This window comes from Microbacterium sp. B35-30 (assembly GCF_010634855.1).
Lineage (GTDB): Bacteria > Actinomycetota > Actinomycetes > Actinomycetales > Microbacteriaceae > Microbacterium.
Window position 1 is genome coordinate 1 of record NZ_MWLQ01000003.1, and the last position, 13,932, is coordinate 13,932.

The following is a 13,932-nucleotide window of genomic DNA, read 5'->3' on the forward strand; positions in this document are numbered from 1 at the left end:
ACATTCAGCGCAAGTGAACGCCGTCAGCGGAGGGTCGGCGGCAAGGGCGTCAGAGCGGGGGAGCCTGGCACCACGAGATCGACGAGCCGTTGAGGGCGACGACGGGTTCGCCGTCGGCGACCTGGAGGATGCGCGTCTCCGGGCGCTCGGGGAGCGGCAGCTGGTAGGTGTCGTAGCGGTTGCCCACGGCATCCGGCGCCATCAGCACCGCGACATAGCGCGCGCTGGGCGAGACGCAGACCTGGATCACGGCATCCGTTTCGGCGGTCTCGGTGAGCACCGTCGCCGCGCCGTCCGCCGCCACCCGGGCGATCGACGTTCGCCCGGTCGGTATCCCGTCGGCGTCGAGCACCGCGGCCGTGCGGATCGTGGAACCGTCCGGGAGGGGTGTGACCGAGCTCGTGCCCCCCAGGTCGGGGTCGGGCGTCACCAGCGGCTGCTCGCTCGCGTCGGTGAGGTCGATGACCGCAGGCTGGTCGACCCGGTCGACGACGGCCTCGCTCGACCCGCGCGCGATGCCGTTGATGGCGATGGCCGCACCCAGGGCTGTCGCCCCCTCGCCGGCGGATCCGGTCAGCAGCAGCGACCCGTCGAACGACAGCAGCAGGATGCTGTCGGTGTCGGGCACGAACCGCCACTCGGCCACGCGCGGGTCGGCCCCCTCGACCTCGATGGCCACGGCGTCTGCCTCGGGGTCTCCGAGCGAGGCCGTGAACAGGCGGCTCTCACGGCCGGAATCGGCGTCGAGCTGCGCGTCCGAGAACGTGTAGCCGATGCGCTCGCCCCGGTCGGCCGTCTGCAGATTGGAGACGTACCCATCGCCGCCGTCTTCTACCGGCAGCGGCAGATCCTGCGGGTTCTCGCCATCGAGATCGGTGACGATGAGCCCCGCGCGGTCCTCGTCGGTGCGCACCGACATCACCAGGTGATCGGCGGTGGCGCGGAAGTCCTCGATGTGCGGGTGACGGAACACCGGCACGGCATTCTGTCCTGTGAGATCGGTGCGGTAGACCAGGTCACCGTCATTGGCGCCGCGCTGCAGCAGGAAGACGTGCGTCGACGGCGTGCGGAATGTCTCGGTGATCGTCGCGGTGGGGCCCCCGCCGAGCGATCCGACGCCGTCGATGGTGACCGTGTATTCGGTGTCGTCCCACAGCGGCAGCGTGAACCGCACGCCGACGCTGCGGCCCGAGGTGTCGACCACGAACGGCGTCGCCGGCGTGATCGTCACCTGCGACGCGTCGACCTCGGCGAGCGACTGCGTCGTCGTCACGATCAGACGGGACCCGGATGCCACAGCCGCCGCCTCCGGATCCACCGACGTCTCGGTGACCCGCGGCCCCTGCGCGATGCTCGCCGCCGCTCCGGCCAGGCCGAGCACCGCGAGCAGTCCCACGACGATGCCGAACGTGGCGACGAACGCGCGGCTGCGACGGCGCCCCGACCGCGTACGGCGCGTGGCGGCGTCAGTACTCATACGGGTCCTCGGGCTCCGCGATCTCCTCGACGGCGGCCGCGTCGACGACGAGACGCCCGTCCGACGAAGAGCGCACGGTGCCCGTGATCGTCACCCACTGCCCGGTGCCCGGCGACGCGACGGCGCCGACGATGGGCAGGCTCGCCGGCTGCGCGTCGATCACGCAGTGCGTGATGACCAGGCGCGTGAGGTCGAAGGCGCTGTCGGCCGCAGCGGCATCCGCGGGGGTGACGAAGCCGGTCAGCTCGATCGTGTCGCCGTCGAACGCCTCCGGATTGGTCGCCGTCGCGAACACCGTCGCCCAGTCACCGACGCCGAACGACGCGGTGTCGCCGGTCGAGGCCAGCTGCACCGTGTCGGCGCCGCCGAAGAGGGGCGTCGCCCCGACGTCGCGCGACATGGCGAGCTCGGCCGACAGCGACGCCGGCGGCAGCACCAGCGTCAGCACGACCACGCCGGACGCCGCGACCCCGCCGAGCACGGTGGCCGCCACCGCCGCGGGGTGGCGGGCGTCGTGGTCGTGCGTCGGCGCGGGCGTTTCGTCTCGCTCGTTCCTCGCTCGCTCAACGACCGGACCTCCGGTCGTCGAGCGAGCGGAGCGAGACGAAACGTCCCCGCCTCCGGTCGTTGTGCGAGCGAAGCGAGACGAAGCGCCCGGAGCCTCCGCGGAACCGTGGTCGTGGCCGTGGTCGGCCTCGGCGCCCAGCGGCAGCGCGAACGACGCCACGGCGCCGACGAGCACCAGCACGGCCATCGAGACGGCGAACCAGGTGGAGTCGGGGTTGATGTACAGCGCGAGCCGATCGGTGATCGCGAGCGAGATGGTGACCACGGCGAGCGCGGCGGCGAGCCCGACGCCCAGCCACCGCGTGCCCACGAATCCGGCGTTACGCAAGAAGGTTCACCGCCGTCCCGATGACGAAGGCCGACAGCAGCACCACGACGACGATGCCGCCGAGCGTCCGCCACGTGAACGTCGTGCGCATGAGGGCGAGCATCTTGACGTCGACGAGCGGGCCGACGAGCAGGAACGCCACGATCGACCCCGGCGTGAACGTCGAGGCGAACGACAGTGCGAAGAACGCGTCGACGTTCGAGCAGATCGACACCACCATCGCGAGGGCCATCATCGCGACGATCGACAGCGCGGGGTTCGAGCCGATGGCGAGCAGCGCCTCGCGCGGAATCAGCACCTGCACCGCCCCGGCCAGCGCCGAGCCGATGACGAGCGCCGGCATCACCGCGCGCAGCTCGATCACGAACTGCGCCAGCGTGCGGCGCCACTTGCCTCCCGGCTCGTGGGTGACGAGCTCGCACGTGTCGCGGAAGCGGTCGGTGAGCAGGGCGTCGGGAGACGGATGCCGCGAGTACAGCCATCCGATGAGGTTGGCGATCGCGTACCCGCCGAGGATGCGGGCGACGAGGATGCCGTCGCTGAAGCCGAACGCCTGGTGCGTCGTGAGGATCACGATGGGGTTCACGATCGGCGCCGCGATGAGGAACGTCAGCGTCTCGGGCACCGAGAAGCCCCGCATCAGCAGGCCGCGTGCGAACGGCACGTTGCCGCACTCGCAGACCGGCACGATCATGCCGAGCAGCGACAGCACCGCGCGGCGCGCCCACGCGCGGCGCGGCATCCATCGCTCGATGACCCCCGGCGGCACCCACACCTGCACGACGATCGACAGCACGACGCCGAGCGCGACGAACGGGAGCGACTCGATGAGCACGCTGATCGCGAGCGTGAGCCCGTCCTGGGCACGGGTGGGGAGGGATGCCGTGAACAGCGTGGGGGCGAGCCAGTCGATGAGGAACAGGCCGGCCACGAGGGCGAGCCCCACGCCGAGCCACAGCAGCGTGCGCGCCTGTGCGGACGGCCGCGGCGCGGCATCCGTCATCGTCGCGTGATCGTGCCCCGCAGAGCGCGCCCGCGTCGTCGGGTCAGATCGCGTCACGCTCGGCGTCACGCTTGTCGTCGGCGGCCCCCGCACACGACCCGCAGAGCCCGAAGATGTCGACGACGTGCTCGGCGTCGCGGAATCCGTGGCGCTCGGCCGTGTGCTTCGCCCACTGCTCGACGTCGGTCGCCTCGATCTCGACGGTCAGCCCGCAGGAGCGGCAGATCAGGTGGTGATGATGGCCGGTGCTCGTGCATGCGCGGTAGAGCGCCTCGCCCTCGGGGCTCTGCAGCGAATCGGCGTCGCCCTGGGCGGCGAGCCCGGCGAGCGTGCGGTACACGGTCGCCAGCCCGATGCCGGTGTTCTCGTCGCGGAGCGCGGCGTGCAGCGACTGCGCGCTCACGAATCCGCGGGCGTCCGAGAGCGCTTCGCGCACGCGCTCGCGCTGCCACGTGTTGCGCTGGACCATGCCGGCGATTCTACCGACGGGGCCTGGACGTCGGCCGGACGCGGCCCGCGATCACGCGGCCGCCCTCGTCACGCGGTCGCGGCGGGCTCCGATGACCCGGCACACGACGTAGATGGCGAACGAAATCGTCGTGATGTACGGGCTCACGGGGAGCGTCCCCATGATCGCGAGCAGGATGCCGCCCACCGCCGACACGAAGCCGAACAGCGCCGAGAGCAGGGGCACCGACAGCGGTCCCGACGCGATCCGCATGGCCGCCGCGGCAGGGGTCACGAGCAGGGCCATGACGAGCAGCGCGCCGATGATGTGCACCGCGACGGCCACGATGAGCCCCAGCAGCAGCATGAACGCGAGCGAGACGGCCGTGGTCGGCACACCGCGCGCGGCGGCCGACTGCGGGTCGAGCGAGTCGAACCGCAGCGGCCGCCAGATCAGCAGCAGACCCAGCAGCACGACGGCGCCGATGCCGATCAGCCAGCCGAGCTGATCGGACTGCACCGACACGATCTGTCCGGTGAGCAGGCTGAAGCGGTTGGCGCTGCGGCCGTCGTAGAGCGAGAGGAACAGGATGCCGAGCCCCAGCCCGAACGGCATCAGCACGCCGATGATCGAATTGCGGTCGCGGGCCTTCGCCCCGAGCACTCCGATGATCGCCGCGGCGATGAGGGACCCGACGATCGACCCGGTGACGACGTCCCATCCGATGAGGAGCGCCGCGGCGGCGCCCGCGAACGACAGCTCGCTGATGCCGTGGACGGCGAACGCCATGTCGCGCTGCATGACGAACACGCCGACGAGCCCGCCGACGAGCCCCAGCACGGCACCCGCCCACACCGAGTTCGACACCAGTCCGAGGATCTCGCCGTAGAAGGGCAGCCCGCCGAACATCGCGTCCGCGATGTCTTCCCAGTTCATTCGTGCACCCCGCTCACTCGTGCACCGGGCCCTCGTGGTGGTGATGGGATGCCTCGGCATCCGGTGCGCCGACCACCACGAGCCGGTCGCCGGCGCGCAGCACGAAGACGTGCGCGCCGTAGAGCGCGGTGAGCACGTCGGAGCGCAGCACCTCCTGCGGCGTCCCCAGCGTGAAGCGGCCGTTGGCGATGTACAGGATGCGGTCGACCTTGCCGAGCACCGGGTTGATGTCGTGCGTCACGAGCAGGACCGCGGCATCCTTCTCGCGGCGATGGCGGTCGATGAGCCCGATGACGGCCTGCTGGTTGGCGAGGTCGAGGCTCGTGAGCGGCTCGTCGCACAGCAGCAGCGGCGGATCGTCGGCGAGGGCCTGGCCCGCGCGCAGGCGCTGCTGCTCGCCGCCCGAGAGGAGCCCGACCGGCCGGTCGGCGAACTCGCGCGCGCCGACGGCGTCGATGAGCGCCTCGACGCGGGCGCGATCGCCCCGTCGCGGGATCGGAGGGCCGAAGCGGTGGCCGTCGATCCCGAGGGCGATGAGGTCTCGCCCGCGCAGCGAGGTGTCGCGCGGCAGCGGCCGGGCCTGCGGGATGTAGCCGATGCGCCGGTTGCCGCGGCTCGAGACCTTCTCCGGTGGTTGACCCTGTCGAAACCCGACGGTGATCTCGCCGCGCGAGAGCGGCTCGAGTCCCAGGATCGCCCGCAGCAGGGTGGTCTTGCCCGAGCCGCTGGGCCCGAGGACGGCGACCATCTCGCCGGCGTGCACGTCGAGGTCGAGTCCCGACCACAGCTCGCGATCGCCGCGCTGCAGCGCGGCATCCCTGATGCTCAGCACCACCGGGGTACTCGGCGCGACGGGCCGAGCGGGGTGCGCAGAAGCGGGTGTCACGCCTGCAGCGCCGTGTTCAGCGCCTCGATGTTCGCCTGCATCCACGAGATGTAAGTCTCCCCCTCGGGCAGCGTTTCCGAAAACGCGATCACCGGGATGCCGAGCCCATCGGCCTCGTCGACGATCTCCTGTGTCTCGGCGCCGCCGGTCTGCGCGTTCGTGATCACGACGCTGACGTCGCCGCCCCGCACGAGCGCGAGCGATTCGAGCAGAGTCGCGGGCGCGACATCCTGCCCCTCCTCGACGGCCTCGCTGAACGCCTCGGGGGTCGTGTTCTCGAGCCCAGCGGCCTCGATCAGGTACACCGGCACCGGCTCGGTGACGAACACCTTCTCACCGCCGTGCGCGGCGCCGATGTCGCCGAGCGTGGCCTCGAGCGTCTCGACCTCGGTGCCGAACGCCTCGGCGTGGGCGATGAACGTCTCGGCGTCGGCCGGGCTCAGCGCGCCGAGCTCGTCGGCGATCGCGGAGGCGACGTGCGCGATCGTGTGCGGGTCGTACCAGACGTGCTCGTTGAAGCCCTCGACGTGCTCGTGGTCGTGCTCGTCCGCCTCGTGCCCGTCGGCCTCTTCGGTCGCGGCATCCGTCTCGGCCGCGTGCTCGTCCGCTGGGTGGTCATCCGCCTCGCCGGCGGGCGGGTCGGCGTGGCCGGCGTTGTCGGGCCAGTCGTGCGAGTACTCGACGGCGGTGACGACAGGGGCCTCGGTGCCGCTCGACTCGATGAGCGCGTCGATGAACGCGTCGTAGCCGCCGCCGTTCTCGATGATGAGGTCGGCCTTCGACACCGCGAGCTGGTCGCGCGCGCTGGGCTCGAACGAATGCGGGTCCTGCGACTCGTTGGTGACGATCGACGTGACGTCCACGAGGTCGCCGCCGACCTCCGCCGCGATCTGCCCGTAGACGTTCGTCGACGCGACGACCGCGAGCTTTCCATCCGCGTCATCGCCCGCCCCCGCGGTGCCCGCGCATCCGGCCAGGACGAGGGCGGATGCCGCCCCCAGGCCGAGCACGGGCAAGAGGCGTCGCAGCGAAGTCATGTGAGCGACTCTAACGCTAATGAGAATCGTTCTCAAATCAGCCGCGAAGCATCCGGAGGAGCGCGCAACGCAGCCCGCGTCGATGGCGCTGATATCGTCGGGCCGTGAATCTGCAGGCCGTCCGCCGCTCGATGCTGCTCGCCCTCCCGTTCCAGGCGGGAGCCCTCATCGTGGCCCTCGCGCTCTGGGCGGCCGGTCTGCCTGCCCAGGTGCTGCTCACGGTGCTCCTCGCGCTGTCCATGTGGGCGCCCGCGGCCGCCGAGCTCGTCTTCCGCACGACACTGCCCCGCGCGCTGCAGCTGCACTACCTGATCTTCATCACCCTCGGCCCCTACGCGGGGAGCGCGCTGAACGTCTACGTCGCGATCGCCGACTGGGACACCCTCATCCACTTCGACTCGGGGGTCATGCTCGCCTGGCTCGGGATGCTGTGGGTGCGGCGCATCGAGGAGCGATCCAGCATCTCGCTCCCGGCGTGGTTCTCGCTGACAGTCATCCAGCTGACCGCCATGGCGTTCGCCGCCGCATGGGAGATCTGCGAGTTCGCGAGCGACCAGCTCATCGGAACCGTGTCACAGGGCGGTCTGGAAGACACCATGGCCGACATCATGGCGGGCACGATGGGCGGCCTCTTCGCGATCACGCTGCTGCTGATCCTCGGGCGCCCGCGCTCGATCGCGCCCGCCTCGCTCCTGCGCGACGCGCACCGCGCGGCAGTCCGCAACGGCCGCTGACGACTGAGGCACGGGGGTACTCCCTTTCGGGGGATGCCGGAGCGGTAGCTCGCGGCATCCACCGCGTCAACCCCGGCGGCCGCACGAGCGACCGGACCTACGGTGGCCCGCATGTCGGATCCGTCGCTCACGAGCGGTCTGCCCTGCCGACGGCAGCTCGCGGTGACGTGGGGAATCCCCGACCGCTACGGCGGCATGACGGCGGCGCTCCTGCACCGCTCCCGGCTGTTCGCACGCGCGGGCGCGAGAGCCGATGTCGTGACCTTCGAGTCACGGCCCGACTACGACGTCGTCCGCGCCGTCCTCGAGGAGCGCGGCGAGCTCGCCGGCGGGGTCGTGCTGCGCAACATCTACGAGGACTTCCGCGCGGACAGCCGCACCCCGATGCGGGCGCCTTCGCGGCCGTCCCCGCCGCCCGCCGCGCGGCCGCCCGACGACGAGGTCGTCAGCGCCGCGGGCACGGTGCGTCGCTGGAGGACCGGCGACGTGCTGGTGCGGGTCGAGCACCTCCGGGCCGACGGCAGCCTCGCGGTGCTCGAGGAGCTGCCGCACCCGGACGCCCCGACACGCACCGTGACCGCCGTCGACATCCACGGCCGCATCACGGGCCGGTGGTCGTCGCTGCGGCGCTTCCGCCTCGCGTGGCTGGACCAGGTGCTCGCCGGCGAGCCCGCGGTGGCGGTCGTCGACAGCAAAGTCGCGGCCCGCTCGCTGCAGCACTACCGCCGCGCGAACGTCGCTTGCGTCCACCTGGTGCACGGCGCGCATCACGACGCCGCGGGGCGGCTGACGGAATCGCGTCGCGAGCTGTTCGAGCACCTCGACCGGTGGGATGCGGTCTGCTTCCTCACCGAGCGCCAGTGCGCCACGGCGATCGCCGCGCTCGGTGACACCGGCGGACTCCACGTCGTCCACAACCCGGTGACCGTACCGGATCGGATGCCGCCGCTGCCGCCCGACCGGCTGCACGGCGTGATCGTGTCGCGGCTCAGCCGCCTCAAGCGCCTCGACCAGGCCCTGGAGGTGATGGCGCGCGTGCGGGCGCTCGGCGTGCCGGTCACCGCCGAGATCGTCGGTGACGGCCCGGACCGCCGGCGTCTCGAGAAGGAGGCGATGCGGCTCGGGCTCGACGGTGCGGTGCGGTTCACCGGGTATACGCCGGACGCCGCGGAGCGCTTCGCGGACGGCGCGTGGACGCTCCTCACCAGCAGATCGGAGGGCGAGTCGCTGTCGCTCCTCGAGGCGATAGGCGCCGGCTGCGTGCCGGTCGCGTACGACATCCCCTACGGCCCTGCCGAACTGATCCGGCCCGGCCGCACAGGTCACCTCGTGGCGGACGGCGACATCGCCGGCGCGACCGCGGCGCTCGTCGAGCTCTGCACGCTCGACGACGACGCCTTCGCCGAGCTGCGGCGCAGCGCGCGGCGCGTGGCGGAGGTGGGTCACAGCGATGACGCGGCACTCGCCCGGTGGGCCGAGGTCGAGCGCGCCGCGATCCGGCGGCACCACGAGAACCACCGGCGGGCCCGCCGCTCGCTCGTGCGCCGCGCGGTCGGTCGCGCGGTGCGTGTCAGTCGAGGAGCAGTGCGGGCTCTTCGAGGATCGACGCCACATCCGCGATGAAGCGCGACATCCCGTCGCCGTCGACCACCCGGTGGTCGAACGAGCCGGCGACCGTGGTCACCCAGCGCGGACGCACCTCGCCGTCGACGACCCACGGCTTCTGGCGGATCGTGCCCAGCGCCACGATGCCGGCCTCGCCCGGGTTGATGATCGGGGTGCCTGCGTCCATGCCGAAGACGCCGATGTTGGTGATGGTGATCGTGCCGCCGTGCTGGTCGGCCGGGGTCGTCTTCCCCTCGCGCGCGGTCAGCGTGAGCTTCTCCAGCGCCCGGGCGAGTTCGCGCATCGAGAGGTCCTGCGCGTCCTTGATGTTCGGCACCAGGAGCCCGCGCGGGGTCGCCGCGGCGATCCCGAGGTTGACGTAGCGCCGGACGCGGATCTCTGCGCCGCCCTCGGCATCCACCCACGCGGCATTGACCATGGGGGTGCGCCGCGCGGCCCAGATCACGGCGCGCGCCATGATGAGCAGCGGCGAGACCTTGACGTCGGCGAAGTCCGGCGAGGTCTTGAGCCGCTTGACGAGCTCCATCGTGCGACTGGCGTCGACGTCGGTCCACACCGAGACGTGCGGAGCCGAGTACGCCGACTGCACCATCGCCGACGACGTGGCCTTGCGCACGCCCTTGACCGCGATGGTCTCCTCGCGGCCGGCGGCGTCGGGAGCGGGCGTCGACGGCGCGACCTCCGCGGGGCCCGGCGCCGGGCGGGCGGCGGTCGCCGCCGCTGCGACCGAGATGGTCTCTTCGCGCACGTCGCCCCACTCGGGCGTCTCGATGTTGCGGAACACGCTCGCCTGCGACGCGTGGCGCACGACGTCGTCGCGGGTCACCTCGCCGGCCGGGCCGCTCGGCGCGACCGCGGCCAGCTCCACCCCGAGATCGCGGGCGAGCTTGCGGATCGGGGGCTTCGCGATGATGCCGACGGATGCCGCGACCCGCTCGGCCGCCGGCACCGCGGGCCTGCGCCGGCGCGACTGGACGTGACCGCCCGTGCCGTACCCGACGAGCACGGCGCCCGCACCCTCGGCCGCTTCGGCGGGTTCGCCATGCTCGGACTGCCCCACGGTCGCCGGGGATGCGGCATCCGTTGTCGAGGCGATGGTGATGATCGCCGTACCGACGTTCACCGTGTCACCCTCGGCGGCGAGCAGCTCGCCGACGGTGCCGGCGAACGGCGAGGGCAGCTCGACCAGCGACTTCGCGGTCTCGATCTCGACGAGCACGTCGTTGACCGCGACGCTGTCGCCCGGGCCGACCCGCCACTGGACGATCTCGGCCTCGGTGAGGCCTTCGCCGACATCGGGGAGGACGAACGTCTGGGTCGAGCTCATGGAGTGTCCTTTCGAAAGACCCGGTCGTTGAGCGAGCTTGCGAGACGAAACGCGCGTGACGTTCCGGCCGGTCCGAGGCGTTTCGTCTCGCTCGTTCCTCGCTCGCTCAACGACCGGCTCCCTCTCAGTAGGCGAGTGACCGGTCGACGGCCTCGAGGATCCGGTCGGCGTCGGGCAGGAAGACGCCTTCGAGCTTGGCAGGGGGGAACGGGGCGTCGAACGCCGACACGCGCAGCACGGGCGCCTCGAGCGCGTAGAACGCGCGCTCCATCACGGTGGCGGCCACCTCGGAGCCGAGCGACGTGAAGCCCGGCGCCTCCTGCGCGTAGACCATGCGGCCGGTGCGCCGCACCGAGTCGAGGATCGGCCCGTAGTCCACGGGCGACAGCGAGCGCAGGTCGACGACCTCGATGCTGGTGCCCTCGGCCTCGGCGAGCACGGCGGCCTGCAGCATCGTCGTCACCATGGCGCCGTGGCCGACGAGCGTGATGTCGGTGCCGCGGCGGACGATGCGCGACGCGTGCAGTGGCAGCGCGCGGGCCGACGTGTCGACCTCGCCCTTCTGCCAGTACTTGCTCTTGGGCTCGAGGAAGATGACGGGGTCGGCCGAGGCGATCGCGTCCTGGATCATCCAGTAGCCGTCGTTCGGCGTCGACGGGCTCACGACACGCAGGCCCGGGGTGTGCGTGAAGTACGCCTCGGGGCTCTCCTGGTGGTGCTCGATGGCGCCGATGTGCCCGCCGTAGGGGATCCGGATCACGATCGGCATCTGCACCGCGCCCTCGAGGCGGTTGGTCATCTTCGCCAGCTGCGAGGTGATCTGGTCGAACGCGGGGAACACGAACCCGTCGAACTGGATCTCGACCACCGTCCGGAAGCCGGCCAGTGCCAGCCCGATCGCCGTGCCCACGAGGCCGGACTCGGCCAGCGGGCTGTCGATCACGCGCTGCTCGCCGAACTCCGCCTGCAGGCCCTCGGTGATGCGGAAGACCCCGCCGAGCTTGCCGATGTCCTCTCCCATCAGCAGCACGCGGTCGCTGCCGGCGAGGGACGCGCGCAGGCCCGCGTTGATCGCACGGCTGAGCGGCATCGTCTGCACGGCGGATGCTTCGGGCTCGGTGTCCACGGAGGGCTCGGCGCGTTTCGTCTCGCTCGTGCCTCGTTCGCGGGGCGGCCGGGTGTCGGTCACGATGCGCCTCCCTCGAAGGATGCCTCGTACCCGGCGAGCCACTCCCGCTGCTCCGCCATGAGGGGGTGGGGCTCGGAGTACACGTGGGCGAACATCTCGTCGGGCTCGAGTCCCCCCAGCGCGTTGGTGCGGGTGCGGATGTCGTCGGCGAGAGCCGCGCCCTCCGCGTCCACGTCGGCGAAGAACGACTCCGACGCGCCGCGCGCGAGGAGGAAGGCCTTCATGCGCGCGAGGGGATCGCGGCGGCGCCACGCGTCTTCCTCGCTCGAGGGCCGGTACTTCGTGGGATCGTCGCTCGTCGTGTGCGCGCCGAGCCGGTAGGTCATCGCCTCGATCGCCTGCGGCCCGCCACCGGCGCGCGCGTCGTCGAGTGCGGCGCGCGTGACGGCCCAGCTCGCGAGCACGTCGTTGCCGTCGATCAGCGTGCTCGGCATCCCGTAGCCCGCGCCGCGCTTGTACAGCGGCGAGCGCGACTGCGTCGAGACCGGCACGGAGATCGCCCACTGATTGTTCTGCAGGAAGAACACCTCGGGGGTGCGGTAGCTCGCGGCGAAGACCATCGCCTCGTGCACGTCGCCCTGGCTGGAGGCGCCGTCGCCGTAGTAGACGATGACGGCCTCGTCGCGATCGGCGTCGCCGGTGCCGCAGCGGCCGTCGAAGACGAGACCCATGCCGAACCCGGTGGCATGCAGCGTCTGCGACCCGAGCACGAGGGTGTAGATGTGGGTGTTGCCGTTCTTGGGGTCGGTCGGGTCCCACCCGCCGTGCGTCAGTCCGCGCATCACCCGGATGATGTCGATCGGGTCCACGCCGCGGATCTTCGTGACGACGTGCTCGCGGTAGGACGGGAAGATGTGGTCCTGCGTCCGCGCCGCCCGTGCGGAGCCGACCTGTGCGGCCTCCTGGCCGTAGCTCGGCGGCCAGAGGGCGAGCTGTCCCTGGCGCTGCAGGTTCGTCGCCTGCACGTCGAACGCGCGGATGACGGCCATGTCGCGGTAGAACGTCTCGAGGTCGGCGTCGGTCAGCGCATCGACGGCGGCGCGATATCGCTCGGCCGCGGGGGTCGGAGCGAAGGTGCCGTCGGCTTCGAGGAAGCGGACGAGTGCGGGGTCTTCGGGCACGGTGGTCTCCGAAGGTGCCGGGGCGCCAGTCGTCATCAAGTCTTCAGGCGGGGTCACCGTTCTACGCTAGCCCGCACTCCTGGGTGCCCTTCGGGGAGGTTCTTCACAACGGATGCTGCAATCCCTAGGACCTTCTCGACAGATTCCTCTTCGCCGACCGAGATGCGGATGCCGTCACCCACGAATGGGCGGACGATCAGGCCGGCCTCTTCGAAGGCTGCCGCGAAGGTCGCGGTCTCGTCGCCGGCCGGCAGCCACACGAAGTTGCCCTGCGCCTCGGGGACGTTCCAGCCGGTCTGGCGGAGGCCGTCCGCGAGCCGGTCGCGACGGTCGGCGATGACGCCGACCCGCTCGAGCAGCTCGCGCTCGGCGTCGAGGCTCGCCAGCGCCGCCTCCTCGGCGTGGGCGGTGACCGACAGCGGGATGGCGGTGCTGCGGGCCGCGTCGAGGACGCGCGGGTGGCCGACGGCGTAGCCGACGCGGAGCGCCGCCAGCCCGTAGGCCTTGGAGAAGGTGCGGAGCACCACGACGTTGGCGGGGGCGTCGGTCGCCAGCACGCGGGCCCCGTCGACGGCATCGGGGTCGGTGACGAACTCCGAGTACGCCTCGTCGAGGATCACGAGCACGTCGGAGGGCACACGGGCGACGAACCCGTCGAACTCGGCCTGGGTCACGACCGGGCCGGTGGGGTTGTTCGGGCTGCACACGATGATCGCGCGGGTGCGCTCCGTGATCGCAGCGGCCATCGCGTCGAGGTCGTGGCGGGCACCGGGGGCGAGCGGCACCTGCACTGCGGTGGCACCGGCCACGACCGCGAGCCACGGATAGGCCTCGAACGAGCGCCACGCGTAGATGACCTCGTCGCCCGGTCCGGACGTCGCCAGCACGAGCTGCGCAAGGATCGAGACGCTGCCGGCGCCGATGTGGATGCCGTCGGCCCCCACTCCGAAGCGCTCGGCGAGGCGCTCCCGCAGGCGTGCGGCGCTGGCATCCGGGTACCTGTTCAGCGCCGTCGCCGCCTGCACGCGCTCGAGCACGCCGGGCAGCGGGTCGAACGGGTTCTCGTTGCTGGACAGCTTGAACGCCTCTGCGCCGGCCTGCCGGCCCTGCTTGTACGGCGGCAGCGCGGCGACTTCGGGGCGCACGCGGACGGGGATCTCGGGAGCGTCGGTCACGGTCCCGAGTCTACGAGCGGCAGGAGATCCCGCCACCTGTGCGAGCTTGATACCGCTTCGGTACCGAGATACCATTTC

Annotated in this window: 13 protein-coding genes; 2 read left to right on the forward strand and 11 right to left on the reverse strand. The window is 71.7% G+C overall.

Annotated features, from left to right (window positions below; genetic code table 11):
* Positions 1 to 49 precede the first annotated feature (49 nt).
* From B2K11_RS01400 to B2K11_RS01430, 7 genes are read right to left on the reverse strand one after another with little or no spacing between them, the layout of a single operon-like run.
* Entirely contained in the window at positions 50 to 1,477 is a 1,428-nt protein-coding gene (locus tag B2K11_RS01400) for a hypothetical protein (RefSeq protein ID WP_163616119.1), read from the reverse strand.
* Positions 1,467 to 2,354: a TIGR03943 family protein gene (locus B2K11_RS01405; protein ID WP_239525577.1), complete on the reverse strand. Its 888-nt coding sequence runs from the start codon at positions 2,352 to 2,354 to the stop codon at positions 1,467 to 1,469. Before B2K11_RS01405 ends, B2K11_RS01400 begins: the two co-directional genes overlap by 11 nt.
* 10 nt (positions 2,355 to 2,364) lie before the next feature.
* A complete protein-coding gene (locus tag B2K11_RS01410; protein WP_163616369.1) occupies positions 2,365 to 3,375 on the reverse strand; it encodes a permease in 1,011 nt (336 codons plus the stop codon).
* A gap of 43 nt (positions 3,376 to 3,418) precedes the next feature.
* Complete coding sequence (locus B2K11_RS01415) at positions 3,419 to 3,844, reverse strand: transcriptional repressor (RefSeq protein WP_163616121.1); 426 nt, start codon at positions 3,842 to 3,844, stop codon at positions 3,419 to 3,421.
* 51 nt (positions 3,845 to 3,895) lie between these two features.
* Positions 3,896 to 4,759 (reverse strand): metal ABC transporter permease, encoded by an 864-nt coding sequence (locus tag B2K11_RS01420; protein WP_163616123.1) that lies wholly within the window; start codon positions 4,757 to 4,759, stop codon positions 3,896 to 3,898.
* A gap of 13 nt (positions 4,760 to 4,772) precedes the next feature.
* Positions 4,773 to 5,594, reverse strand: coding sequence for a metal ABC transporter ATP-binding protein (locus tag B2K11_RS01425; protein ID WP_163616125.1), 822 nt, complete (start codon positions 5,592 to 5,594; stop codon positions 4,773 to 4,775).
* A gap of 47 nt (positions 5,595 to 5,641) precedes the next feature.
* A complete protein-coding gene (locus B2K11_RS01430) occupies positions 5,642 to 6,682 on the reverse strand; it encodes a zinc ABC transporter substrate-binding protein (RefSeq protein WP_204259973.1) in 1,041 nt (346 codons plus the stop codon).
* Between the two features lie 104 nt (positions 6,683 to 6,786).
* Between B2K11_RS01430 and B2K11_RS01435 the strand changes: the two genes are divergently transcribed.
* Positions 6,787 to 7,416, forward strand: coding sequence for a hypothetical protein (locus B2K11_RS01435; RefSeq protein ID WP_163616127.1), 630 nt, complete (start codon positions 6,787 to 6,789; stop codon positions 7,414 to 7,416).
* Between the two features lie 111 nt (positions 7,417 to 7,527).
* The gene (locus B2K11_RS01440; protein ID WP_163616129.1) at positions 7,528 to 9,039 is read left to right on the forward strand and encodes a glycosyltransferase; all 1,512 of its coding nucleotides are present in this window, start codon (positions 7,528 to 7,530) and stop codon (positions 9,037 to 9,039) included.
* Here B2K11_RS01440 and B2K11_RS01445 read toward each other — a convergent pair.
* The 4 genes from B2K11_RS01445 to B2K11_RS01460 all read right to left on the reverse strand — a co-directional run bounded on the left by B2K11_RS01445 (position 8,987) and on the right by B2K11_RS01460 (position 13,854).
* A complete protein-coding gene (locus B2K11_RS01445; protein WP_163616130.1) occupies positions 8,987 to 10,369 on the reverse strand; it encodes a dihydrolipoamide acetyltransferase family protein in 1,383 nt (460 codons plus the stop codon). The two genes, B2K11_RS01440 and B2K11_RS01445, sit on opposite strands and share 53 nt — an antisense overlap.
* A gap of 124 nt (positions 10,370 to 10,493) precedes the next feature.
* On the reverse strand, positions 10,494 to 11,459 hold the full coding sequence (locus B2K11_RS01450) for a transketolase C-terminal domain-containing protein (protein WP_163616375.1): 966 nt from the start codon (positions 11,457 to 11,459) through the stop codon (positions 10,494 to 10,496).
* A gap of 95 nt (positions 11,460 to 11,554) precedes the next feature.
* The gene (locus B2K11_RS01455; protein WP_163616377.1) at positions 11,555 to 12,715 is read right to left on the reverse strand and encodes a thiamine pyrophosphate-dependent enzyme; all 1,161 of its coding nucleotides are present in this window, start codon (positions 12,713 to 12,715) and stop codon (positions 11,555 to 11,557) included.
* 17 nt (positions 12,716 to 12,732) lie between these two features.
* On the reverse strand, positions 12,733 to 13,854 hold the full coding sequence (locus B2K11_RS01460) for a histidinol-phosphate transaminase (RefSeq protein WP_239525578.1): 1,122 nt from the start codon (positions 13,852 to 13,854) through the stop codon (positions 12,733 to 12,735).
* Between the last annotated feature and the right edge of the window lie 78 nt (positions 13,855 to 13,932).